This window comes from Qipengyuania aquimaris, assembly GCF_020171965.1.
GTDB classification, from domain to species: Bacteria; Pseudomonadota; Alphaproteobacteria; order Sphingomonadales; family Sphingomonadaceae; genus Qipengyuania; species Qipengyuania aquimaris_A.
In genome coordinates, this window is sequence record NZ_JAIUZK010000001.1 from 1419082 (window position 1) to 1442629 (window position 23548).

The 23548-nt window shown below is 62.7% G+C and carries 27 protein-coding genes; 9 read left to right on the plus strand and 18 right to left on the minus strand.

Annotated elements, in window-relative coordinates; translation table 11 throughout:
* The first annotated feature begins 32 nt into the window (after positions 1-32).
* The gene (locus LCM24_RS07005) at positions 33-1451 is read left to right on the plus strand and encodes an amidohydrolase (protein ID WP_224803327.1); all 1419 of its coding nucleotides are present in this window, start codon (positions 33-35) and stop codon (positions 1449-1451) included.
* Here the strand turns inward: LCM24_RS07005 and LCM24_RS07010 are convergent, their stop codons facing one another.
* Together LCM24_RS07010 and LCM24_RS07015 are read right to left on the minus strand one after the other, a co-directional pair.
* Positions 1452-1892 carry a TIGR01244 family sulfur transferase gene (locus tag LCM24_RS07010; RefSeq protein WP_224803328.1) on the minus strand — a complete coding sequence of 147 codons (441 nt, stop codon included), beginning with the start codon at positions 1890-1892 and terminating at the stop codon, positions 1452-1454. It lies immediately after the preceding gene.
* Positions 1889-2707 (minus strand): TerC family protein, encoded by an 819-nt coding sequence (locus tag LCM24_RS07015; protein ID WP_090478458.1) that lies wholly within the window; start codon positions 2705-2707, stop codon positions 1889-1891. Before LCM24_RS07015 ends, LCM24_RS07010 begins: the two co-directional genes overlap by 4 nt.
* A gap of 256 nt (positions 2708-2963) precedes the next feature.
* Here LCM24_RS07015 and LCM24_RS13100 point away from each other — a divergent pair, with 256 nt between their 5' ends.
* From LCM24_RS13100 to LCM24_RS07055, 7 genes are all read left to right on the plus strand, one after another.
* Positions 2964-3719 (plus strand): cold-shock protein, encoded by a 756-nt coding sequence (locus tag LCM24_RS13100; protein ID WP_090477293.1) that lies wholly within the window; start codon positions 2964-2966, stop codon positions 3717-3719.
* A gap of 133 nt (positions 3720-3852) precedes the next feature.
* Positions 3853-5040 (plus strand): aspartate aminotransferase family protein, encoded by a 1188-nt coding sequence (locus tag LCM24_RS07030; RefSeq protein ID WP_224803329.1) that lies wholly within the window; start codon positions 3853-3855, stop codon positions 5038-5040.
* A gap of 5 nt (positions 5041-5045) precedes the next feature.
* On the plus strand, positions 5046-5978 hold the full coding sequence (gene argF, locus LCM24_RS07035) for an ornithine carbamoyltransferase (protein ID WP_224803330.1): 933 nt from the start codon (positions 5046-5048) through the stop codon (positions 5976-5978).
* Between the two features lie 47 nt (positions 5979-6025).
* The gene (locus LCM24_RS07040; RefSeq protein ID WP_224803331.1) at positions 6026-6931 is read left to right on the plus strand and encodes an Hsp33 family molecular chaperone HslO; all 906 of its coding nucleotides are present in this window, start codon (positions 6026-6028) and stop codon (positions 6929-6931) included.
* 125 nt (positions 6932-7056) lie between these two features.
* Positions 7057-7467, plus strand: coding sequence for a hypothetical protein (locus LCM24_RS07045; RefSeq protein WP_224803481.1), 411 nt, complete (start codon positions 7057-7059; stop codon positions 7465-7467).
* A 39-nt stretch (positions 7468-7506) separates the two neighbouring features.
* The gene (gene queC / locus LCM24_RS07050) at positions 7507-8223 is read left to right on the plus strand and encodes a 7-cyano-7-deazaguanine synthase QueC (protein WP_224803332.1); all 717 of its coding nucleotides are present in this window, start codon (positions 7507-7509) and stop codon (positions 8221-8223) included.
* 4 nt (positions 8224-8227) lie between these two features.
* The gene (locus LCM24_RS07055) at positions 8228-9871 is read left to right on the plus strand and encodes an MFS transporter (RefSeq protein WP_224803333.1); all 1644 of its coding nucleotides are present in this window, start codon (positions 8228-8230) and stop codon (positions 9869-9871) included.
* 8 nt (positions 9872-9879) lie between these two features.
* Here the strand turns inward: LCM24_RS07055 and LCM24_RS07060 are convergent, their stop codons facing one another.
* The 4 genes from LCM24_RS07060 to LCM24_RS07075 all read right to left on the minus strand — a co-directional run bounded on the left by LCM24_RS07060 (position 9880) and on the right by LCM24_RS07075 (position 14537).
* On the minus strand, positions 9880-10413 hold the full coding sequence (locus LCM24_RS07060) for a superoxide dismutase family protein (RefSeq protein ID WP_224803334.1): 534 nt from the start codon (positions 10411-10413) through the stop codon (positions 9880-9882).
* A 95-nt stretch (positions 10414-10508) separates the two neighbouring features.
* Entirely contained in the window at positions 10509-11642 is a 1134-nt protein-coding gene (locus tag LCM24_RS07065; protein WP_318247362.1) for an OmpA family protein, read from the minus strand.
* Positions 11643-11839: 197 nt separating this feature from the next.
* Positions 11840-12292, minus strand: coding sequence for a DUF2793 domain-containing protein (locus LCM24_RS07070; protein WP_224803335.1), 453 nt, complete (start codon positions 12290-12292; stop codon positions 11840-11842).
* A gap of 22 nt (positions 12293-12314) precedes the next feature.
* Entirely contained in the window at positions 12315-14537 is a 2223-nt protein-coding gene (locus LCM24_RS07075; protein WP_224803336.1) for a phage tail protein, read from the minus strand.
* Positions 14538-14578: 41 nt separating this feature from the next.
* Between LCM24_RS07075 and LCM24_RS07080 the strand changes: the two genes are divergently transcribed.
* A complete protein-coding gene (locus LCM24_RS07080) occupies positions 14579-14770 on the plus strand; it encodes a hypothetical protein (RefSeq protein WP_224803337.1) in 192 nt (63 codons plus the stop codon).
* Positions 14771-14901: 131 nt separating this feature from the next.
* Here the strand turns inward: LCM24_RS07080 and LCM24_RS07085 are convergent, their stop codons facing one another.
* The 12 genes from LCM24_RS07085 to LCM24_RS07140 form a co-directional block, all read right to left on the minus strand.
* The gene (locus tag LCM24_RS07085; RefSeq protein WP_224803338.1) at positions 14902-15717 is read right to left on the minus strand and encodes a DUF2163 domain-containing protein; all 816 of its coding nucleotides are present in this window, start codon (positions 15715-15717) and stop codon (positions 14902-14904) included.
* On the minus strand, positions 15714-18026 hold the full coding sequence (locus tag LCM24_RS07090) for a DUF2460 domain-containing protein (protein WP_224803339.1): 2313 nt from the start codon (positions 18024-18026) through the stop codon (positions 15714-15716). Before LCM24_RS07090 ends, LCM24_RS07085 begins: the two co-directional genes overlap by 4 nt.
* An 11-nt stretch (positions 18027-18037) precedes the next feature.
* Complete coding sequence (locus tag LCM24_RS07095; protein WP_224803340.1) at positions 18038-18619, minus strand: tail tape measure protein; 582 nt, start codon at positions 18617-18619, stop codon at positions 18038-18040.
* Positions 18612-18806: a phage tail assembly chaperone gene (locus tag LCM24_RS07100; RefSeq protein WP_224803341.1), complete on the minus strand. Its 195-nt coding sequence runs from the start codon at positions 18804-18806 to the stop codon at positions 18612-18614. Before LCM24_RS07100 ends, LCM24_RS07095 begins: the two co-directional genes overlap by 8 nt.
* Position 18807: 1 nt before the next feature.
* Complete coding sequence (locus LCM24_RS07105; protein ID WP_224803342.1) at positions 18808-19110, minus strand: gene transfer agent family protein; 303 nt, start codon at positions 19108-19110, stop codon at positions 18808-18810.
* Entirely contained in the window at positions 19107-19514 is a 408-nt protein-coding gene (locus tag LCM24_RS07110) for a phage major tail protein, TP901-1 family (protein ID WP_224803343.1), read from the minus strand. Before LCM24_RS07110 ends, LCM24_RS07105 begins: the two co-directional genes overlap by 4 nt.
* A 22-nt stretch (positions 19515-19536) precedes the next feature.
* Positions 19537-19926: a DUF3168 domain-containing protein gene (locus tag LCM24_RS07115; protein ID WP_224803344.1), complete on the minus strand. Its 390-nt coding sequence runs from the start codon at positions 19924-19926 to the stop codon at positions 19537-19539.
* Between the two features lie 145 nt (positions 19927-20071).
* A complete protein-coding gene (locus tag LCM24_RS07120) occupies positions 20072-20371 on the minus strand; it encodes a head-tail connector protein (protein ID WP_224803345.1) in 300 nt (99 codons plus the stop codon).
* A 97-nt stretch (positions 20372-20468) separates the two neighbouring features.
* Positions 20469-21620, minus strand: a complete 1152-nt coding sequence (locus LCM24_RS07125; protein ID WP_224803346.1) for a phage major capsid protein — start codon at positions 21618-21620, stop codon at positions 20469-20471.
* A 75-nt stretch (positions 21621-21695) separates the two neighbouring features.
* Positions 21696-22094, minus strand: a complete 399-nt coding sequence (locus LCM24_RS07130) for an HK97 family phage prohead protease (protein WP_224803347.1) — start codon at positions 22092-22094, stop codon at positions 21696-21698.
* The gene (locus LCM24_RS07135) at positions 22091-22399 is read right to left on the minus strand and encodes a DUF6127 family protein (protein WP_224803348.1); all 309 of its coding nucleotides are present in this window, start codon (positions 22397-22399) and stop codon (positions 22091-22093) included. Before LCM24_RS07135 ends, LCM24_RS07130 begins: the two co-directional genes overlap by 4 nt.
* Positions 22399-23547, minus strand: a complete 1149-nt coding sequence (locus LCM24_RS07140) for a phage portal protein (RefSeq protein WP_224803349.1) — start codon at positions 23545-23547, stop codon at positions 22399-22401. The genes LCM24_RS07135 and LCM24_RS07140 overlap by 1 nt, the downstream gene beginning before the upstream one ends.
* Between the last annotated feature and the right edge of the window lies 1 nt (position 23548).

The window sequence follows — 23548 nt, forward strand, 5'->3', positions numbered from 1 at the left end:
GCGGCAAGCTTGTCCAAACGGAGAGATGCACAATGAAAAAGCTCGCCCTGATACCTCTGGTCGCCGCCTGCCTTTCCACGCCCCTTGCTGCACAAACTGCGGACCCGGTAGCGGAGGTCGAAGCGCAGGGTGACCGCACGGCGCGCGTTTCGCAGCAAATCTGGGACTGGGCCGAGCTCGGCTATCTTGAGAACCGCTCGAGCGGGCTGCTGCAGGATGAGTTGCAAAGCGAGGGTTTCAAGGTTGAGGCCGGCATCGCAGATATTCCCACCGCCTTCCTCGCCGAATGGGGCGAAGGCGGCCCGATTATCGCGATCCTTGCAGAATACGATGCTTTGCCCGGTATCAGCCAGACCGCTGCGCCCACGCGCGAGCAGTCGGAACATGGCGCGGGACATGCCTGCGGTCACAACCTGTTTGCAGGCGGTTCGCTGACTGCGGCGATTGCAGTCAAACGCTGGCTGGAAAAGACCGGCACGCCCGGGCGCATCCGGCTTTATGGCACGCCGGCCGAAGAAGGCGGATCGGGCAAGGTTTACATGACCCGCGCAGGGCTGTTCGACGATGTCGATATTGCTCTTCACTGGCACGCGGCCGATGAAAACAGTGCAGCGGCCCGGACCAGCCTCGCCAACCGCTCCGCCAAATTCAGGTTCCGCGGCATCTCCGCCCACGCTGCCGGCGCTCCCGAACGCGGACGCAGCGCGCTCGACGGGGTCGAGGCCATGAACATGATGGTCAACATGATGCGCGAGCACACCAGTATGGACACGCGCATCCACTACGTCATCACCGAGGGTGGATCGGCCCCCAACGTCATTCCCGATTTTGCCGAGGTATTCTATTACGTGCGGCATTCGGATGCTGCCGAGGTGCAAGCGCTGTGGACCCGTCTGGAAGCGGCGGCAAAAGGCGCTGCAATGGGCACCGGCACGGAGGTCGAGTGGGAGGTGATCCATGGCAACAACCCGTTGCTCGTCAACGAAACGCTGGCCCGCGCGATGGATCGCAAGCTGCGTAGCCTTGGCGGGATCGAGTACACTGCGGAAGAACGTGCCTGGGCCGAGGAAATCTCGAAGAGCTTCGGTGAGAATGCCGAACCGCTTGAGGAGGCGGGCAAGGTGCAGCCCTATGCCAAGACGCTAGGCTATGGCTCTACCGACGTAGGCGACGTGTCCTGGGCGACCCCGACTGTCGGCGTGCGCACCGCGACCTGGGTGCCCGGCACGAGCGCACACAGCTGGCAGGCTGTGGCAGCAAGCGGTCATTCGATCGGACACAAGGGTGCCCAGCTGGCCGCCAAGGCGCTGACCCTGATGGCAGCGGAACTCTATACGAACGAGGAAATGCGCATTGCGGCCCGCGCGGAATTCGACGCTGCGCGGGGCGAAGACTACGAATATGTCTCGTTGCTAGGGGACCGCGATCCCCCGCTCGATTATCGCGAGTAATCAGCCGCGGGCGTTGGCGTACAGCGCATCCATGGCCGGCCGAATGGGCGAGACATCGTAGCCGCCGCTCAGCGCTGCTGCGGACACCGTGTCGGGTTCCGCACCATCGGCAGCTTGCGCAAGCGACCACAGGAAGGTCGACCGGGTGCCGGACCGGCAGAAGCCCAGGACCTTGCCCTCGGCTTGGCCCAGCGCGTCGCGCAAGGCTTCGACTTGCGGCTGGCTGAAACCCGCCGAGCTGACCGGGATCGCAACATAGTCGAGGCCGGCCTCGTGTGCGGCAGCTTCGATTGCTGCGCCTTCCGGCTGTCCGGCTTCCTCGCCGTCGGGCCGGTTGTTGACGATCAGCGTGACGCCTTGCGCCTTGGCTTCCCCTACCTGGGAGGGGTCGATCTGGGGGCTGGCGTAGAAGGTGTCGGTGATCTTGCGAAAATCGCTCATGCGACGTCTCCCTTGGCGAGCGCAGCGGCTTTTGCCCGGCGGCGGCGCTGTACGATATTGAGGATTTCCACGCCGACCGAGAAGCCCATGGCGGCGTAGATGTAGCCCTTCGGCACATGGAAGCCGAAGCCGTCCGCGATCAGCACGAGGCCGATCATCACGAGGAAGGCGAGGGCCAGCATGACCAGCGTCGGGTTCTTCTCGATGAATTTGGCCAGCGGGTCGGCTGCCACCATCATGATGCCGACAGTGATGACGACCGCCGTGACCATGATCGGGATGTCGTCCGTCATCCCGACGGCAGTCAGGATCGAATCGACGGAGAACACCAAGTCGATGGCGACGATCTGTGCGATGACCGCGCCAAAGGTTGCGGTGGCGGCTGCGCCGACGCCAGGGGTCTTGTCGAGGAGATCGCCCGAATCGTCTTCCGGCTCCATCGAATGGTGGATTTCCTTGGTGGCCTTCCACAGGAGGAAAAGGCCGCCTGCCAGGAGGATCAGGTCGCGACCGGAAAAGGCAGTCTCAAAGCTCGCTTTATTGGTGCCCTCGACCGGAGGGCCCACGATTCCCAGATCGAACAGCGGGGTCTGCAAGGTGACGAGCCAGCCGATCAGGAGCAGCATGCCGATCCGCATGATTAGCGCCAGCGCAAGGCCGATACGCCGCGCGCGCTGTTGCTGGTGTTCGGGCAGCTTGTTGGACAAGATCGCGATGAAGATGAGATTGTCGACGCCAAGGACGACTTCGAGAGCGATCAGGGTGAGCAGCGCAAGCCAGGCTGCCGGGTCGCTGAGAAGCTGCATGATTTCCATTCCATCCCGATGCCGAAGCGGAACCGCCCATGCAAGCGAAGAAACCTGCGTGATTTCATGCGAAAATGTCACAATCGCTCGCGACACTTGGTGTAAATGCTAAATCATTCGCTTGACGCGCGGTTTCGCGCTATGCGTAATGGTTTGAGGGGTAGGTCTCGTGCATTTCGCTCGTGTCTGCCCGCGTCCGGCGCGTTTCAGCTCCCGCGCCGTTTGCAGTGAGTTTCGAGCTGAACGACAAGGTATTTGCAGGGTTATGGGTTACGACAGAGGGCGCCGCCGCGGACGGGACAAGCGGGACGGTTTCGGGGAAGACAGCTACGATCCGTTCGGTGGTCCGGGCGGCGGTTTCGACCAGCAGGGCGGCGGCTTCGGCGGCGGCGGTGACCGCTTCGGTGGCGGTGGCGATCGCTTCGGTGGCGGCGGTGGCGGTGGTGACCGCTTCGGCGGCGGCAATCGCGGCGGTGGCGGCTTCGGCGGCGGTCCGCGCGGTGGTGGCGGTGGCGGCGGTGGCAACCGCATGCCTGCCCAGGTTGTCGGCACCGGCAAGGGCAAGGTAAAGTTCTTCAATTCGCAGAAGGGCTTCGGCTTCATCCAGCAGGATACCGGCGGCGAAGATATCTTCGTTCACATCAGCGCTGTCGAGCGCGCCGGCCTCGAAGGCCTGGCAGAAGGACAGGAACTCGAATTCAACCTCGTGGATCGCGGCGGCAAGGTGTCGGCGCAGGATCTGCAGGTTGTCGGCGACGTCATCGCGGTCGAATCGCGCAGCGAAGCTCCGCGCCGCGAACTGACCGGTGAGAAGGCGACCGGCACGGTCAAGTTCTTCAACTCGATGAAGGGTTTCGGCTTCCTGACGCGTGACGACGGCCAACCCGATGCTTTCGTGCACATTAGCGCGGTCGAGCGTTCGGGTCTGTCGGCCATCAACGAGGGCGAACGCTACGAGTTCGATCTCGAGGTCGACCGACGAGGCAAGTATTCGGCGGTCAATCTCGTACCTGCGGAATAATTTCCGCCGGTTTCCGTAGCGCCGGTTTGACCCGGCGATACAGAAGCAATAGATCGTCGATCACTACGCAGATGGCGGTTCCCGTTCGGGGCCGCCATTTGTCGTTTCGCTTTTCAAGAATACCGGAGGCCCGATGTCGATTACCCCGCTGATGCCCGTTTACCCGCGTTGCGGCGTTCGTCCTGTTGAGGGCGACCATTGCCACCTGATCGATGAAGATGGCACGCGCTATCTCGATTTCGCCAGCGGGATCGCCGTCAACCTGCTCGGCCACAGCCACAAGGGGCTGATCGGAGCGATCCAGCGGCAGGCCGAAAAGCTGATGCACGTCTCGAATCTCTACGGAAGTCCGCAGGGCGAGGAACTGGCGCAGCGGCTCGTTGACAAGACTTTCGCCGACACGGTGTTCTTCACCAATTCCGGCGCCGAAGCTGTCGAGACCGCTATCAAGACTGCGCGCGCCTATCACCAGCATGAAGATGGCGACTCGAACCGCACCGAGCTCATCACCTTCACCAACGCTTTCCACGGCCGCACGATGGCCACCATCAGCGCGTCCAACCAGGAAAAGATGCACAAGGGCTTCCACCCCTTGCTCGCCGGTTTCCAGTATGCCGAATTCGACAATCTGGAAAGCGCGAAGGCACTGGTCAGCGACAAGACGGCAGGCTTCCTCGTCGAACCCATCCAAGGCGAAGGCGGCATCCGTCCGGCATCGGACGAATTCATCCAGGGCCTCAAGGCCATGTGCGACGAGCACGATCTTATGCTCGTCTTCGACGAAGTGCAGTGCGGCGTCGCCCGTACGGGCAAGTTCTATGCCTATGAACATTATGGCGTCGAACCCGACGTGATGGCGAGTGCAAAGGGCATCGGTGGCGGCTTCCCGCTGGGCGCCTGCCTTGCGACGGAAAAAGCGGCGCGGGGAATGGGCTTCGGCACCCACGGATCGACCTATGGCGGCAATCCGCTGGCCATGGCTGCCGGTATGGCCGTGATGGACGCCGTCGCGAATGACGAATTCCTCGCCGAAGTGACGGAAAAGGGCGAACGCCTGCGCAGCCGCCTAGAGCAGTTCATCGGCAACTATCCCGACCTCTTCGATTTCGTGCGCGGCAAGGGCCTGATGCTCGGTATCCGGATGAAGGTCGAAAGCCGGCCGTTCTTCGTCCACCTGCGTGACAATCACCAGCTGCTGTGCGTTGCGGCCGGTGACCAGACCCTGCGCGTCCTGCCGCCGCTGGTGGCAGGCGATGCAGAATTCGACGAATTCCTCGACAAGCTTTCCGCAGGCGCGGCAAGCTTCGATCCGGAAAGCTGAGGAGAATGGCGGTGAAGCATTTCCTTGACCTGTCGGATGCGGGTGGGGATGCGATCGCCGCCATGCTCGCCGATGCTCAGGACCGCAAGGCGGCCCGCGCAGCCTGGCCCAAGGGCAAGCCCGACGCCGATGCTCCGCTCGCAGGCCATGTCCTCGGCATGATCTTCGAGAAGAATTCGACCCGTACGCGCGTGAGCTTCGATATCGCGATGCGCCAGCTGGGCGGCTCCAGCCTCATTCTCGATGCAGGGACGAGCCAGCTTGGCCGGGGCGAAAGCATCGCCGACACTGCGCGCGTACTCAGCCGGATGGTCGATGCGATCATGATCCGCACAGACGACCATGCCAAGGCGCAGGAGCTTGCCCATCACGCAAGCGTCCCGGTGATAAACGGCCTGACGGACCGCTCTCACCCCTGCCAAATCGTGGCCGACCTGTTGACCCTGGTCGAACACGGCAAGGCCCTGCCCGGTCTCGAGCTTGCGTGGCTCGGCGATGGCAATAACGTGCTGCACTCCATCCTGGAGGCTGCCGCGCTGTTCAAGTTCAACGTTCGCGTCGGTACGCCTGCCGGTTACGAGCCTGAATCCGAATTCGTCAAAGTGGCGCGGGTGGCCGGATCCAAGGTCACTCTTACCAACGATGCCCGTGAAGCAGCGCGCGGAGCGGACGTGATTGTCACCGACACTTGGGTGTCGATGGGTCAGGATCATGCGGAAGCCAAGCTTGCGGCGATGGCGCCGTTTCAAGTCGATGCCGACCTGATGACGCTGGCGAAGGAGGACGCAAAATTCCTGCATTGTCTGCCTGCCCATGTCGGGGAAGAAGTGAGCGAGGACGTGTTCGAAGGCTCCCAATCGGTCGTTTTCGACGAGTCGGAGAACCGCATCCACGCGCAAAAAGCAATCCTGCTCTGGTGTCACGGATTGCTGGGCTAGCCATCGGGGGTCTGTAAATCCGGGCGCGCCGCACCATATTGCGCCGCATGACCGATAATCAGCCCGACCAGGACGAAACTTTCGCCGGCAAGACCCTTTCATTCGCAATCCCGTCGCGGGATGCGCGCGGCCGCGTCGTGCGGCTGGATACGGCTCTCGACGAAATCCTCTCCGCCCACGATTACCCTGCGCCGATTACGCACTTGCTGGCAGAAGCGCTCGTGCTCACATCGCTCATGGGTGGGTTGCTCAAAGGCGAGGGGTCGCAGGTTACCATGCAGGCTCAGACCGAAGCCGGCGCCATCAACCTGCTCGTTTGCGATTACAGGGACGGCGCGCTTCGCGGCTACGTCGATTTCGATGCCGACAAGCTCGTCGAACTTGGCGCTAACCCGTCGCTCTTTGCGCTGTTCGGGAAGGGCTACCTCGCCATTACCTTCGATATGACCGGCGGACGCGGACGCTATCAGGGTATCGTCCCTCTCGAGGGAGACTCCCTCGCCGAGGCTTGCGAGGCTTATTTCTACCAGTCCGAGCAGGTCCCGACCCTGATCCGTACCGCTGTCAGATCGAACGCGGGCAGTTGCATGGCCGCGGGCATGCTGGTGCAGCATTTGCCTGATGGAGAAGAGGGGCGCGAGCGCCTTCACGCGAGGCTCGACCACCCGGAGTGGGAGCATGTCTCGGTCCTGGCAGGTTCGCTCCGCCATGAGGAATTGCTCGACCAGGAACTGTCACTCGAAGCGATTGTCTGGCGTCTTTTCCACGAAGAAGACGAGATCCGGATCAGCAGCGGCGATACAATCGAGAAGGGCTGCAGGTGTTCGGTGGAGCACTACGAAAGCGTACTCGCGAAGTTCGCGGAAGCGGATCGGGCCGAAATGCGTGACGAGAACGGAATTATCCAAGTCGATTGCGCGTTCTGTTCGCGCCAGTTCCCGATTGAGGCCTAGCCTGATACACTATGTGCCTGTCGATACTGGGAACCCGCTTGTTCTGCAGTGGTTCAGCGCAGAATGTTCATAATTTTGCACTAGATACAAAGTATCAGGCACATAAATCGAGGTAATTGGCAAAAGTGACCGGAAAACAGAAACTTGGTGTGATCGGAGGCGCATTTGCATTGCTGTGCGCCGGTGCCGTTGCGTCGCCAACTCTCGCCCAGTCATCGCTCGCCATGCTTGATTCGCTCGATAAAGGCGAGTGGCAGCTGCGCTTTCGCGACGGTTCTCCGGCCCGCAAGGTCTGTGTCCGTTCCGGCCGTGAACTGATCCAGTTGCGTCACTCGGCCAGCGGATGCAATCGCTTCGTGGTCGAAGATGGCCGCAACGAAGTGACTGTCCAGTACACGTGCCCGGGCGACGGCTATGGCCGCACCAACGTGCGCAAGGAAGGTCCTTCCCTGGTGCAGATTGATAGCCAGGGTATTGTGGGTGGGCGTCCATTCCAGTTTTCAGCCGAGGCGCGCCGCATCGGTACCTGCCAGTGAGCATTGCCCGCGCAGGGTGAAGGCTTTAGCTGGCGTTTTATGAATGAAGTGAACAATGCGGATTCGCCGCCAGCAGTCGTACTGCTGTCGGGCGGCTTGGACTCGATGGTCAGCGCAGCTCTCGCGCGGGAAGCGGGATATGCGGTTCACGCGCTAACCATCGACTACGGCCAGCGACACATTCGCGAACTCCAATCGGCGCGGAAGATTGCGAAACTTCTGGGCGTGTCGCGCCACGTCGAGCTCCCTCTTGATCTGCGCCGTTTCGGCGGATCGGCGCTGACCGACGATATCGACGTACCGAAGGAAGGCGTCGGAGACGACATTCCGGTCACATACGTTCCGGCCCGCAATCTTGTATTTCTCGCGCTCACGACTGCTTTTGCCGAAAGCGTGCGCTCCCGCGATATCTTTATCGGCGTTAATGCGCTCGACTACTCGGGCTATCCCGACTGCCGGCCGGAGTTCATTGCCAGTTTTGCCGAAACCGCGAGGCTCGGCACCAAGCAGGGTGTCGAAGGCGAGCCGTTCTCGATCCACGCGCCGCTCCAGCACATGAGCAAGGCCGACATTGCGCGCGAATGCTATCGCCTCGATCTCGACCCTTCCTGGAGCTGGTCTTGCTATGATCCAACCGAAGACGGAACGGCCTGTGGCGCGTGCGATTCCTGCCGACTTCGTCGAAAGGGCTTTGACGAAGCGGGGCTAATCGATACGACTGCCTATGCGCCGGAAGCGCCTGATTTGAGGGAGTAGGAATTTGAGCCAGAGCGACGTTACAAGCGAGAAGCCGATCGAAGCGTCGCCTCAACCGGATACCAAGGTCCCCGCCTACAGTTGGTATGCGCTGGGCGTTCTCGTCCTCGTATACGTTCTCAATTTCATCGACCGGCAGATCCTTTCGATCCTGGCCAATGACATCAAGGCCGACCTTGGTGTCGAGGACGATTATCTCGGATTTCTTTACGGGACTGCGTTCGCCGTCTTCTACGCGCTCTTCGGGATTCCCCTCGGCAAATTGGCCGACAGCTGGAAACGCGTTCGGCTGATGACGATCGGCTTGGCACTGTGGTCGACGATGACCGCACTATCGGGTTTCGCCAAGAATGCCGGGGCCTTAACAGCTGCGCGTGTAGGTGTGGGCGTGGGCGAGGCTACGGCCAGCCCTTCGGCATATTCTCTGATTTCCGATTGGTTTCCGGCGCGGCTGCGTGCAACTGCGCTCGCGATTTATTCGAGCGGCCTTTACATCGGCGGCGGTATTTCGCTGCTTATCGGCGGTCTTGTCGTCGAGAACTGGAACGAAGCTTATCCCGATGGTGGGCCATTGGGTCTCGTCGGTTGGCAGGCAGCGTTCCTGTCGGTGGGTATTCCCGGACTTCTGCTCGCGCTTTGGGTCCTGACCCTGCGAGAACCGGTGCGCGGAGAAATCGACGGCCTGCCCACACCGGAGAATCCGCACCCTTTCCGCGGGTTCTTCCAGGAACTCTTCCAGGTCATCCCGCCCTTCACACTGCTTGGAGCATTTCAGCGTGGCATCGGCGCCTTCGCCGTCAATGTCGCCGGGCTCGTCGCCTTCGCTGTCATTGCGGTCTTCCTGACATCAATCACCCCCGGGGCCTCGGCCTATTTGTCGGACGCGGTAGGACTGACCGCGGCCGGTGTGCCCGTAAGCGACCAGTGGCTCTTCCTTGGAGTTGGATATTACGCTGTCTTCAGCTGGGCGACCGCGCTGTACACACGTGATCTTCCGACCTTCCGCCTGACCTGGGGGTCGCCAGCCTTCCTCAGCGTCGTGCTGGGCTACGGTACGGTGGCATTCATGGCCTATGCAGCGTCCTATTGGGGCGCGCCCTACGCAGAGCGCGTCCTCGGGGCCGACAAGACCGACCTTGGCTGGTTTCTCGGCGCGCCGTCTGCGGTTGCAGGCTTTCTCGGAGTGATCTTGGGCGGACGCATGGCAGACTATTTGCTCGAGAAATTCCAGAACGGGCGAGTGATGGTCATTCTTTTTGGACTGCTCGCTTCGCTTCCGCCGATCATCGTCGCGTACACTACCGACAGTCTGACGGTTTTCTATGTGGCTAGCTTCTTTGCGCAGATGACAGGCGCTTCGGCGCTCGGCGCTGCGGCTGCCAGTAGCCAGGCGCTGGTCCTGCCCCGCATGCGCGGAATGGCGACAGCCATTTTCTTCCTGTCGACCACCTTGATCGGACTGGGCATCGGACCGTTTCTTGCAGGATATGTTTCTGCCGTGAGCCCCGGTGGGCTGAGCACCGGGATGCTGACCACGCTGGTGGCTGCACCCTTTGGCTTCGTGCTGTTGCTCGCCGCGCTTAAGCTTGTGCCGGCGGCGGGCGCCTCGGTGCTCGAGCGCGCCCGCGCGGCCGGCGAGTCAGTCTGAGAGGTATTCTAGCTGGCGGCTTTGATGACACCGCAGGCGATGCGCGAACCAGCATCGCCTGCCGGATCGCTGCGATAATCGTCAGGTCCTGCGTGGATCATGACTGCGGTGCCGTCTGCATCGAATATATCGCCAAGGACGTCGCTGGCCGAACCTGACAGGTCATATTGGGCGGTCGCTCGCCCTGCTTCGTTCGCTACCAGATTCGGTAGATCGCCAAGGTGCTTGCCGGCGGGATTGTCACTCCCGTGCTCGCGTCCCGCAGGGTTGAGATGGCCCCCTGCACTTTGGAAGCCGGGGCTTTCGCATTTGCCGGTGGTATGAAGGTGGAAGCCGTGCGGGCCCGGCTCGAGGCCGGTGACCGCTACTCCCATGGTAACTCCATCACTGTCAGAGAAAAGCTGGACTGTTCCGGCGGGCAGCCCGTTTGCGAAAGTGAGTGTAGCGCTGCCCACCCGTTCGGTCGGCAGGCTGCCGTAGCTCGAGCACGCGCCGAGCTGGAGCGCTGCGGATATTGCGACGAGGACTTTTGCGTACATCATTCCGGGATCCCTTGTTCATTGGAAGGACAAGAGACCAACGAAAAAGGGGCCGGATTGCTCCGGCCCCTAATCCTGTTTTCACTCGGTGAGTGAAATTACATGCCCGAACCCGGACCGTAGGTGACTTCCACACGACGGTTCTGGAGTTCGCGAACGCCGTCGGCGGTCGGAACGCGCAGCTGCGATTCGCCGAAGGCTTCGCTGCTGATGCGACCATCGGGAATGCCGCGTGCGGTCAGGTAGTCACGGACCGACGAGTTGCGACGCTCGGCGAGGCCCATGTTGTACTGAGCCGAACCCGACGTATCGGTGTGACCCGCCAGCATGACCGAAGCCATACCGCAGTTGGCGTATGCCGAGACTGCGTTGTCGAGGATCGTTGCCGCTTCCGGAGTGATGTCCGACTCGTCCCAGTTGAAGAAGACGATGTACGGGCCCTGCTGGCAGACCGGAGCCGGCGGCGGAGGCGGCGGCGGCGGAGGCGGCGGGGGCGGCGGAGGCGGCGGCGGCGGAGGCGGCGGGGGCGGCGGAGGAGTAGGCGCACCGAAGTTGTAGGTGAGCGTACCCATCAGCGAGTGCGTGCGCAGCTTGCCGTCGAGAGCGCGGCCGCCGAGATCGACAACCTGCACATCTTCAGCGGTGAACATGCGATAACGCAGGCCAACGTCGAGATTGTCGTTCAGCGGAGCGTTGATGCCAGCAAGAAGCTGCCAAGCGATGTCGCTGCTCGAATCGTCGATCGACGGGCTGCCGTTGTCGGTCAGGCGGGTTTCGACGCTCGTACGAGCAACACCGATACCACCACCAGCGTAGAGCTGGAGGCCATCATCGGGGCCGAAGTCGAACAGGCCGTTCAGCATGAAGCTGAGCGAGTTGACGCTGCCGAATGCTACATTTTCGCCGGTAGCTGCGAGCTGACCGCTGCCGTAAGCAAGGCCAGTGGCACCAACGTCGACGCTTTCAGCGTTCGCATCGCGATAGCTTACTTCAGCTTCGAGGCGGAACGCGCCGAAGTCGTAGCCGACGTAACCACCACCGTCATAGCCGGTGTCGGTGTCAACGATGAGCGTATCCACCGTTGCGCCGTCTTCATCAAGAAGGTTGAGATCGAGATCTTCAGCGATCATCGGACCGAATTCGGCACCGATGTACCACGAATTGTCTCGTGCGAGGGCAGGCGATGCAAGGGCCGTAGAGGCCATCGCCATTCCTAGGACGAAATTCCGCATTATTTATTTCCCCTTTTTGCGAATTGGAGCCACCGAGTGGTGGTTATCTAACTTTCCCGTTCACACGTGGCAAGCAGGCATTGGACGGGAACTGTTGCAAGAATGTCGCGATTCCCGTCGAAATACAAAGCTGTCCGAGCGATATCTCACCCTCGGACACCACTCAAACGACATCCTGCAAAGACGGTTCCGAACAATCAAGGGAATACGCCGTGCTGCCTCAGTATCGCGACCAGCTCCTCGATAGCGTCCCTTGCTTCTGTATCTATCGTACTGCCACCGGAAGGGAGCGAGGGTGCCTGATGGCGCACCCATCCATCTCGGTACACCAGCGATCCCGCGGTTTGCCGATCATAGACGATCAGTCCGTTGTTCGGGGCCACGAAGGTCCATTGACCATCGATCCATCCAGCTATCGAGCCTTCCTTCCCGGTCCAGTCATCGCTCGGCTGGGCGCCGACAATATAGCAAGCTCCTGGCTCCGGCGAGGCCGGAGGTGCAGAAATTATTGTTTCGATCGTCGGGTGCAGCATCATATCGAGCCGTGAAAGCGCTTCGTTGACGAAGAATTCCTTCTGCGCTTGCCCGGCGAAGAGATAGGGCAGTTCATTGCGGGGGGTGCAGTTTGTGAAGCCGGTTGCCTGGCTCATGGATCACTCCTTGGGTAAATCGTTACAGGTTATCGCTGAGCTTGAGGGCGTGCGATTTTGCGTGGCTGCCACATTGACGGACCCAGAGCTGCTGACCGGGGAACTGCTGCCGCAGCCCTGCTGCGTCGATCGCGGGAATTGCAAAATTCGGTTGCGTGCAATTCCAGATTGCGGCCGGCGCTTGCAGCGAACCCAACCCAATTTCGTAGGCTTCGACTTCCTCTACGAGGGGTTGATCGACCTCATCGAGCCAATTCCATCCGCCCCTCGCGCGCCTTGTCCAAGATAGGGCAATCGCACCTGAGGTGTCGGTCTCGCAGGTGCCGTGAACCGGACACGGTGGGCGCAGGCTTGCAGCGGGGTTCTCCAGCATCGCGGCCGCGGGTTCATCATCAGTGAGCCCGAGGGCGACGAACTCCGATCCTGCTTGTGTAAGCACATCGGATCCGATCTTGACCAGCTTGTCATCAAGCAGGGTAACGGCTTCATCGGCGGCATGACCTTGGGCGGCTTCGAGTTCAGTTCCCCCTCTGCCGCGTAAGAGACCAGAGAGCCTCCAGCTTCGGCCCCCCAAGGGCACTGCCGAAAGGAACTGGATGATTTCCCCGCCGACCAGCACCCTGTTTGCGCCCGAAGCGATGCCATCGATATCCGTATTCGATAGATGCTGCCCGATATCCTCGAATGTGATTTCACAATAGGAAGTCGGTTCGAAACGGAGCCCCGATGAGGGCGACAGGGCGCTTTTCAGCTTGCCGTTCCCTGCCCGACGGGACGTAGCCAAGCCCGTATCGAGGAGGCCGGAGCCAGTGTCTGCATACAGGCGGGCGCCTGCCCACCTTCCGGTTTCTGCGCCGATTGCGGCAAAGGCGACACGTTCAGATGAAGAACCGCTACCATCCCACGGTAATTCGAAGACACGCAAGGAAGTGTCGGCGCCGAGCCGATCCAGCGGCTTCCACGCGTCACCACTATCGGTCGGTTGCGGCTCAGCCAAATCGCTGCGGTGCCGCGCGAGATGGAATTCGAATCCCGCTTCCCGCCATTCCCAACTCAGTATGAGCCATAGTCCCGATCGGCCTGGGACACTCACGACCTTTCCAGGTAACATGCGCGGGTCGAGCTCTGCCGTGCGATAGGCCAGCGTCTCCATCATGAAGCCCTTGCGACGATTGGCGGCATCGGCAACGTGCCTGGCGTCAGCTGCAGCCATCACGCCCGGAAATTCGAAGACTACCCAATCGCTCTCCGTCGTCGAAACCTGCTGAAGCCCGGGCTGGAAGTCCCGATTGGCGTCATAGTATCGCAGTGCCGAGAAGGTACTGGGGGTTCGATCGCTACGCGACGAGCTGTGACCCGAGCGAGGAGCAAAGTCACCGTCGTCCCAGGCAGACGCTGGCGGAAGCCTGAGGACCGGCGCGACCGGTTCCTCGGCGCCATGGATTTCGAATACCCCATCTCCGATTACTGGGCGCACAGGCTTGAGCCGGTCGATCAGTGAAATGATCTCGCGAATGCTGCCGCCTTCGTGGGAAAAGCCCATCAATTCGGGAAAATCGGCTTGCCCGCCTGCACTGACGGTAGTGGTCTCGAGCAACCGATCCAGGAAGCGGTTGCCATGGCCTGCAAATACTTCGAAGCTGAGCGCGGGGATGCGATTGCCGAAATTGGTAAGATCGAGGTCCTCGAAGACCGCATAGGCCAGTCCACGGTGAGCCGGACAATTCAATCCCAATTCGGCCTCTAGCAGCGGGTCCTTATCCTGATCGCGCGCGCCCCGATGAATGCGAAGGCTACCGCCGGCTTTCAGGTCCCCCGCGCTGCCGCGCAAGAGATTGCCGTCGGCCCAGATCCGGCCAATGCCGTCGATCGGAAGACTTGAGAGCGCGACAGCAAAACTGACCGAATAATTGTAGCTGGTCGTTTCCGGCTTACCTTTGCCGCCCCCTTCCGACGAGGAATTCTCCTCCAGGTCGGTTGCCCAGAAAATGGTGCCCGGTGTGCGGACGGTCCCATAGTGCCCCGGTATCGGGGTGCCGTAGCTGGACGTTGAGACCGATAGTTCTTTCAATCGCGGGCCCTGTCTTGTCCCGGAATTGAAGATCTGCGCGTCGATTGAACGGCCGGCGACAGCACCGATAGCCGCGCCAATTGGTCCGAATACGCTGCCTGCGGCCGTCAGGACGAGAGTGGCCATAAATCCTCCGTATTCTCTGGAATCCGCCATCGTTTCCGGATGGGCCAAGGGGGGAATGAGGTCTGGCAAACGACGCGTCGCAATCCGGCATGGGCGTGCACGATGTGTCCTCCCGGACCTATCGCCAGGACATGAAATTGGGTCGGGCCGACCTCGGCGAGATAAATATCGCCGGCCATCGGCCCGTCATCGACGCGGTGGAATCCGAGCCGGTCCACGAAGGCCATGATCCCGGAGAGATCTTTGTTGCGCAGTCGGTATCGCGGGACTTCCAGGCTTAGACCGGCGCGCGACAGTGCGCACAAGACCAGCCCGACACAGTCCACGCCGGTGTTCCCATCCCTTCCGTGAAGCCGGAAAGGCGTTCCCACAAGCGCTTCCACTTCCCGAGCGAAGCGCTCGCGCAGCGTGGTCATCGTGCTTGCGGATATTGGGTAAGATGGTCGTTGCCCGGCAGGAACGGTTCGCCCTGAAAGTTGATAGCGTTGCCGAACCTGCCGGAGCATGTCGAAATGGTGCCGTTGCAACCTTCCCGTAGCAGCGCACGATCGCCGGGGCGCTGTCCTTCGGAAAGGGCGCGGTCCAGTATGAACGCCTGTCCCTGGCGGTCGATTATCCTGGCCTCCATCCCCGTGTACGGTCCGTCCAGCCAGCGCAGCCTGCCTGCAATGAAGCGGGCGGGATCTTCAACAGCGAATTGAACGGTGTCGGTCGCGTCGTCGACGGACAAGGCCGGAAGCCTAACCTCGAACCTTGCCGGTGACAGGTTGCATCCGGGCCCGCAAAAACTTGCGCGGCAGGTGGGGCTGGACCGAGGAACAGGATCCCTGTCGAGTTTGCGCTTGATGGAGCTAAGCTGGGCCTCGAAGTGCCCGTCTTCTCGTGCCAGCGCTTGTATCGATCCGATATAGAGACGCGTAGTGTCCAACGTTTCCCAATCGACCACTCCCGTCTCGATCCGGGCGCCATCGAAGCGGCCTTGCGCGATGTCCTCGCTGCGTATCGTGTCGTGATCCAGCGCCCCGTTCACTTCGGCCTCGTCGTCCGAAAGATCGATGCTGCGCCGAATGGCAGAGGGGAGCAGGCCTGGAGCGCTGCGATGCCGGATGCCTACGAAATAGAGATCGCGGTCGTGCGTGGTGAAGCCCAGCGTCACGCCGTCCTGACGAAAGATCCGCCAATACGCAGCAACTGTATCGAGCTCTCGATCGAAGAAAACGCGTGTCATGCGTCTTCCCTGATTTCGATCAGCGGCACCGAGGGTGCCTCGCCCGCGGCGAAGGTGGCGCCGGAGATGTCCAGGCGATCTTCCGCAAACCTCACCGGGACATCGAAGAGGAAGCCTGCCCTGATCACGCTGCCTGCGGGGGGAGGGGTGTCGAACCGGATCTCGCCCTTGCCGACATGGGCCCATCCGCTCGCCGGACTGGCATCGATGCTGACGACTATCGAGCCCTCAACCGGTCGTGAAATCAGTCGCGTCTGGTCGCCGTAGTTTCGCACCAGCTGGAACGAAGCCTGCACTCCATCACCTTGGCCGATCAGCTCGTCGGTCATGGTGGGGTCTCCGTCGCCATCGCGAGAACTGAAGTCGTAAGGATCGCGCAGGCGGAATCCCCGCGCAGGTCCATACCGTGCACGGAAGAAATTGATGAGCGTGACGAGTTCTTTTTGCGACCGGACGCCCGGACCGACATCATATTGCATGCGGGCATCGGACCACAGGGCATTACGCCGCTCGTGGCCCGAGGAGGTCACGGCTATCGTCGTCGAAAACTCGGGGCTGATCCGCGTCTCGCGTCCAAGCGAAAGCGGAAAGGCCACATCGTCGAAGGCTTGCATTTCACTATCCTCTAAAGGGGGAAGGCGGACGTATCCGTCCCGTGCGATCTGTGGCAGCGCCCACACGAAGCGCTGGTCCACGTCCCTGTCGCGCGCCTCGTCCAGAGCGGCATCGATAGAAGGCCAGAATGCTTTGGCATCTGCCGGATCGAGAACGAAACCGGAGAGATAATCCGTGTCGGCCGGAGGGTAGGCCAGTTTCTGGTCGACGAAAGCATAAGCCGACCTGCGCAGGGCATCGCGGCCACTTGTCAGCCAGTCGTAATCCTCAAGCTGCAGCCGGTCGAAGGCCGGAGCGGCCCAGCCGGCAGGCAAGCAGGCGCGGTGTAGTTCCGGCATTTCAGGGTCGAGGACCGTCGGCGTGAAGGCCAGCAGCAGGATTTCGGCCGAGGCAGGCGCGGCATCCCTTACCGCCTGGGCGAGGTCTGCGGTCGCCTGGGCAAGCAGCGCACCTGCCGCGTCGAGATAGCCAATCTGGCCGTTATCCATGGCAGCGCGCATATCGGTGATCGCGTCCGCGCCCGACGGAAGCGCTGTAATTGCAAGCGGGTCGTAGAGGCAGGGCGCCCTGTCCGAAGGCCTTACCCACCACCAGGGTTCACCGATCTGGAACAGCGCGGCGCCTCCGGCTGAAGTCAGCAGGTCGACGAAGCGCGTCGCGACGCCTTGCAGGAACTGCATGGCTTCGGGATTTGCCGGTGACAGGAGTGTCGATGGCGGTTCCCATCCGGTCAGGGCCTCGCCCCCGTCATGGGCACGCTGTTTCCATTCGGGAGGGCAATAGGCATCGAAGAGCTCGAAGCTGAGTGAGACGATCGGTGCGAAATCCATCGCCAGCGCTTCGGCGAAAAAGGATTCGTGCCAGCGCCTTGCAGGTATGGCGAGCTCGCCGGTTGGATCAGCCAAATGCGTGGTCCCGGAAGGGAGCAGCGACATGAAATGGCTCATGCCGACATAATGGACGATCCTGCCGCGATAGCCGAGGTTCTCCGCGGTGCGCAGGAGGCGCGCCGGGGTCTGGTTGTAGCTGTCGTCATAGGCAGTGGCGATCTGTTCTCCGTGGGGCGGGACCATGGCATCGCCGATTTCGATACTGGCACGGTCTCCTTCCGCCTCGATAGCGGTGAGCGAAACTGCTCCGACTGCCTTTTCTGCGAGTTGCTCGCTGCTGCCCTGGACATATCCGGACGGCGCGATTGAAATGAACATCCGATCGATGTCTTTCGGCCAGACTGTTTCGCCGGGAAGCGACCAGCCAGCCTCGAGGCTTGAAAACTTCAGTTCGACCTGCGCGTCCTGCGGGGATCCGGCGGCATAGTTCCACAAGCGGACATACCAGCTTCGCGCCTGTCCGGCGGCATCGCGACCTTCGATCGTCAGCGTCGGTCCGTTTACGGCATCGAGCGGCAGGACACCGCTGCTCTGCCAGCGGAAGCGCAGGATGCAATGCGAGTAATCGCGCTCGGTCTTGTAGGCGAAAAGCGGGTGATCGAGCGTATCTTCACTCTCCCAGATCAGCCCCGCAAGCTCGCCTTCATGCAGGAATTCGCAATCGACCCGCAGCGCATCGGGGCCAGTGGTGACCACACTGGCCATCATCGGGCGGGGGAAATTCACGGTCCAGAAACGAGGGTCGAACCGCTGGATCCAGTCCTTGTGCTGGTCGGTTCGCTCCTTGGCGAGCCAGAATGCCATGGTCCCCTCCTTCAGTTCTGCAGTGCGCGGCGCACGGCGCTGGCGACTTGCCGCGAGGATCGCTGCAGAGCTGCAGGCGCGCTCGATCCACGTGGCTGGGCCAGATTGATCGCGACGCTCACGCTGGTCTGTCCGCTGCCGAGGCGATGGGTGGGTTCGACCTGTCCGGCAGAGGTCGGCACGAACAATTCCGGCCCTCTCTCGCCGACGAGATAGGGCCGCGCCGGGGACACACTGCCGCCGGTTGCGCGACCCGGCAGGCCAAGACCGCCCAGAAGGCCCGAGAGAAGCCCTGCGCCACCGCCCTGACCGCTGCCTCCGCCGAGCCCGGCAAACAGGGCATCCATCCCGGCGCCCAGTGCCTTGCTCGCGATCTGGTCCATGATCTGCAAGGCCATCCGGCCCAGGTCTTCGAACCCGAGTTTGCCACTACGCAGCGCGCGCATCAGGCCCCGTTCAAGTACCTTGCCGGCGCTGTCGAACCCGTCGACGAGGGTGCTGTCGAAATCCCGCTTCATTTGCGCGACATCCTGCGAGAAAGCTGCAGTATCGGCGCGAACGGTCACCACCAGGTCTTCAAATTCGTCATCCATTGCAATCCCTTTCGATCAATTCCGCGATCTCGTCGCGGGTGGGCGGAGCATCGACGTGTTCGTGAGCACCTAGGCAGGCGGCGAGCTCTGCGGGGGTGGCATTCCAGAAGGTGTCCGGCGTCCAGCCGATCGCGCGGGCAGCGTGACCGGCCAGCACCAGCGCGCCTTCGGCAAAGCTGTCGGCCATGTCAGCGTCCGCGCAGCACCTGGCCGAGCAGGAGCTTGAGGGGGGCGGCGGCCGTGGAAAGGCCCATGGCTATCACCGCCTCGCCCACCTCTTCGCGTGTCGCCGCACTTGGGATGGCGAGGCAGAACCAGAAAAGAGCCGCGATCTCGGTCAGGGTAAGTCGCCCTTCGCTCGCCCGTTCGACCAGGGCGAACAAAGATCCGATTTCGGCTTCGGCCTTCACCAGCGCATCGAAGGATGGTCTCAGGACCAGTTCGCGCCCGTTCACATGGATGGAGGCTTCGCCGCGGGCGGGATTGCTCATGCGCTTGCGACCTCGCCCGAGCTTTCGAGCTGGAGCGTGTAAGTGCGCTCGCCGTTGAAGTCCCCGGCGTAGTCGAGCCTCTGGACGAGGAATCGTCCGCGCATCCTTTCGCCGTCCTCGAACGACAGTTCGTAATCGTCCAGTGTTCCATCGAGGGCATTGGCGCGCACAGTCGCCTCCGCACCGGAGCCGAGGAATATGCCCGAGGCGCTGACGGATACGGAACGCACGCCAGCGCCGGAAAGGATCTCGCGCCATCCGCCGCTGTCCTTGTGCGTCACGACGACGCTGTCGCCGTTGATGGTCATTTGCGTGGTCCGCAGACCGGCGACGGTTTCGTAGGCGACGGGATTTCCTCCATCGCCGATCTTGAGAAGGAAGGCGGAGCCTTTCTGGGCAGTCATTGGGATGTCTCCGGCAGGGGGTTTATTCCGCGATTACGCGGAAGGCATATTCGAGAAGGATGGCGCGGATTGCGCGCTCGCGGCGTTCGGTCCGGCTGCGCAGGAAGCGCGTCGTCACCAGCCGGAAGCCGTCCTGCTGGGGCGCAAGGGTTGCGATGCAGTGTTCGATCCGGCTCGCGATTTCTGCGGAAGGCGCCGGGTCGCTGCCGCGTGTCGTAAGTTCGATGGCGATGCGGATTTCGCGGCCTGTGGAGGTCTTGCTCGACCAGTCGGCAGCCGCACTGGCGACGAGCGCGAGCGCCGGGGGCGGCGCCGCGGACGGCGCTTCCTCGGCCACGGCATTGATCATCGGGGCGAGCTGCGCATCGCCGCGCAGGGCTTCCACCAGCGCAATCCTGAGGGCGCTTTCCATTATGGGTTACTCCGGGTGAAGTGGGGCCAGAGCGCAATTGCATCGTGCCAATTGGCGCCATGGGCGGTGCGCCTTCCTTTGCGGCGTCGTTGGGCGAGAGTGCGTGCGTAGCGCTCGAGCCTGGCGGCGAAGGCGTCGAAGCCGGTCACGACAGGCGCAGCGTGCGCCAGGGACGCCAGAGCGCGGCGACTGCTGCCGGTGGATAGCTTTCGCCTTCGCCACCCCCATCGCGTTCGCGATACTGGTGGGCGGCGTGCCGGACGATACCTTGGCGCAAGGCCTCTTCCGCCTCGTCCCAGCTGGTCGCACTCATGCCGGTGAACTGCCGGCAGACCTGCCATGCAGCCTCCAGCAAGCGGATGAGCAGCGCATCGTCTTCGTTTGTGCTGATCGCCAGCCACTGCTTGAGCTCGTCGAGCGGCTGACCTGACAGGTCGGTCTGCATTATTGGTTTCCTGGTGCAAGAAGCGAGGGGTGCCCGCGCCGCCAGGGGGAAGCGGCGCGGGCGGGAGTGACGGGGAAGGGGTGCCCCCGCGCTCCGATCAGAGCTCGATCTTGAGGAGCTTGATCGCGTTGGAATCCAGCACCTGACCGCCCACGCGCTTGGTCGCGTAGAAGTGGACGAAGGGCTTGTTGGTGAACGGATCGCGCAGGACCTGCGTCGCGCTGCGTTCTGCGATCAGGTAGCCGTGGCGGAAATTGCCGAAAGCGATCGGGAAGGTGCCGGCAGCAATGTCCGGCATGTCTTCCGCTTCGACCACCGGATAGCCGAGCAGGCGATCGGGCTGGCCTTCGACGAGGCCCGGCTGCCACAGGAATGCACCATCGGCGGTCTTGAGCTTGCGGACTTCTGCGAGCGTCGCCGAGTTCATGACGAAGCTCGCGCCCTGGCGATGGCCGGCCTTCATCGTGTGGACGAGGTCGATCAGCTTTGCATCGGGGTTGGTATCGAACCCGTCCGCATCGCCCGAACCGACGTATTGCAGAGTGCCGAATGCGCGCACGCCGTCTTCGGCCGTCGAAACCGGTGCCGAAAGGAAGCCTTCGGGCTGGTCCGAACCGGTGCCATTGACGAAAGCGGCGCCTTCCGCACGGGCGAATTCCATCGCGATTTCGCTGGCGAGCCAGCTTTCGATGTCGAAGCCCGCATCATCGAGCATGGCCTGCGATGCTGCCGGATTGGCATAGAGCTCGCCGGTCGGCGGAGCGATTTCGCTGAAGCTGGGCGTGTCGGTTTCCGGACGCGCGGTCGTTTCGCTGACCCAGCCGGACGCGGTGCCGCCGGTGGAAACGAGCTTGCGATAGCCGGCGCTGCCGGTCTGCACGACTTGGGCGATGGCGCGGATCGGGCTGATCTCCTGCAGTTCGCGGGCGATCATCGCATCGATCTGGCGCGGCACGGCATAGCCGCCGTCGCTGGCGATCGCACCGCTGATCGATTTCACCTCGGTGGTAGAGCCCCGGCGCAGATAACCATCGACGAAGCCTTTCACTTCCGGGGCGCTGTCGGTGCTTGCGCCGAGGGCGGGGCGGGCGGCGGCGCGGCCGATCTTGTCGACGCGGGCTTTCACCTCGTCGACATCGCTGCGCAGCGCGGCAACGTCGGCTTCGGTCTTGTCCTGGCGTGCGACGATGTCGAAGCTGGCTTCGGCTTGGTCGGTGGCGATGTCGGCGGGAGTGGTGGAAGTGTCCATTGAAATTTCTCTTTCTTCTCGGGGCACAAAAAAGCCGCCCGGAAGGCGGCGAGGGGAGTGATGAGTTTGACGGGGTCAGGCGGTGAGGTGGATGCGGGCTTCGGGCTGGAGCGGGTGGGTCACGACACTCACCTCGAACAGGTCGACCAGCGCCAGCTCGCGGCCTTTGTCCGTGCGGCGGTAGGCCCGCGCGCGATAGCCGAAGCTCAGGCCGCTCACCGCGCGCTCACGCAGCATCTTGGCGGCGCGGCTGTCGGGATTGTCGATCGTGGCGATGATGCGCAGGCCGTGTTCGTCCTCGCCCGCTTGCTCGACCCAGCCGATGCGCTGGTCGGGGCGGTGCTGCCAATAGAGCGGGAGCGGGTCGCGGCGCAGGCGCAGCGTGTCGCGAAAGGCGCCAGGCAGGATCGTGTCGCTGATCCCGTCGGGCTTGTCGAACAGGGCCGCGTAGCCGGCTATCCTGAGCGCGCTCACGAAAGCATCTCGCCAGCGCCAAGGCGCACTGCGATGCCGACCAGCAGCAGCGCGAGGATACCCCGCACCAGCCATTCAACTGCCGCCTTCCAAGCGCTCGCCTTGGCATCGCGCCAGGCGGAGAGCAGTTCGCGCAGCTCGTCGAGGTCGTCCTGCGCACCGGGATCCCCGAGGCCGAGGCGATCGAGCACGCGCTTGGCGCCCAGTTCGCTCGATTCCTCGACGATGGCGCGCAGGGTCACCAGTTCGCCGCCTTCGGTGCTGGCCTGCGCAATCAGCCGCGCAAGCATGTCTTCACGGGTCATTATTCGCCCTCCAAGGCTGGCAGGCCGAGCATCTCGCGCTTCTCGGCCCGGCTGAGGAAATCGGCTCCGCTGACCTGCGCCCACAGCTTCTCGCGGTCTTCGGAAAGGGTGGGCACGCGGTCGAGGTCGACGCGCGGAGCCTCGTCGAACCAGTCGGACAGACCGCTGTGCAATCCGGCGCAGATCATGCTCGCGAGCGGCAGCAGGGTGAGGCGCCAGAGCGCGCGATTGGCCTCGCGGTAGTTGGCATAGGTGTTGTCGCCCGGCAGGCCGAGCAGCATGGGCGGCACGCCGAACGCGAGCGCGATATCGCGCGCAGCCGCCGCCTTGAGCGTCGCGAAATCCATGTCGGCGGGCGACAGGCTCATCGCCTTCCAGTCGAGCCCGCCTTCGAGCAGTATGGGCCGCCCTGCATTCGCCTGTCCCTGGAACGCCGCCTGCAACTCTGCCTTGAGCCGCTCGAATTGCTCCGCCGTCAGGCCCGCGGCATCGCCGCCGTCATAGACCAGCGCACCCGATGGCCGCGCCGCATTGGCCAGCAGCGCGCGGTTCCACTCGCTCGCGGCATTGTGGATCGCCACGGCCGGCGCGGCTGCAGCGAGACATCCAGCGCCATAGTGATCGTCTGTCGGGTGGAAGCCCTTCAGGTGGATGACATTGGGCCAGCCGTTCTCGTCGTCGCGCGGCAGGGTGACCGTGCGATCGGCGAGGACATAGCGATAGGCGGTGGGCCACCCGTCTTCCCCCGCAACCACCTGCACCCGTTCGGGGCGCAGCGGGAAGAGCTCGACCGGCACGCCCACACCGTCCTTCAGGATCTGCACATAGGCATTGCCGTGAAGGGCGAGCTGGGCAGCCAGCACTTCGAACAAGGGCTGCGAGGCGCAGGAGCAGGCGAAGAGTTTCGCCAGCCGCTCGTCCTCGCACACGATCGGTGCATGGCCCACGCTTTCGGCCACGATCCGCACCGCGCGCTGGGCAACCGGATTGGCCAGATAGGCATCGGCCACCGCCTGCCGGTAATCGAACGCTGCAACGCCGCCGCCGTCGAACGCGGTTGCCCAGGGCGAAATGATGCTGCGCGCAATCGGCACGGTGCTTTGGCCCCCGCCCTTGAAGGCGGAAGCGAGACTGGTGAGGAAGGACATG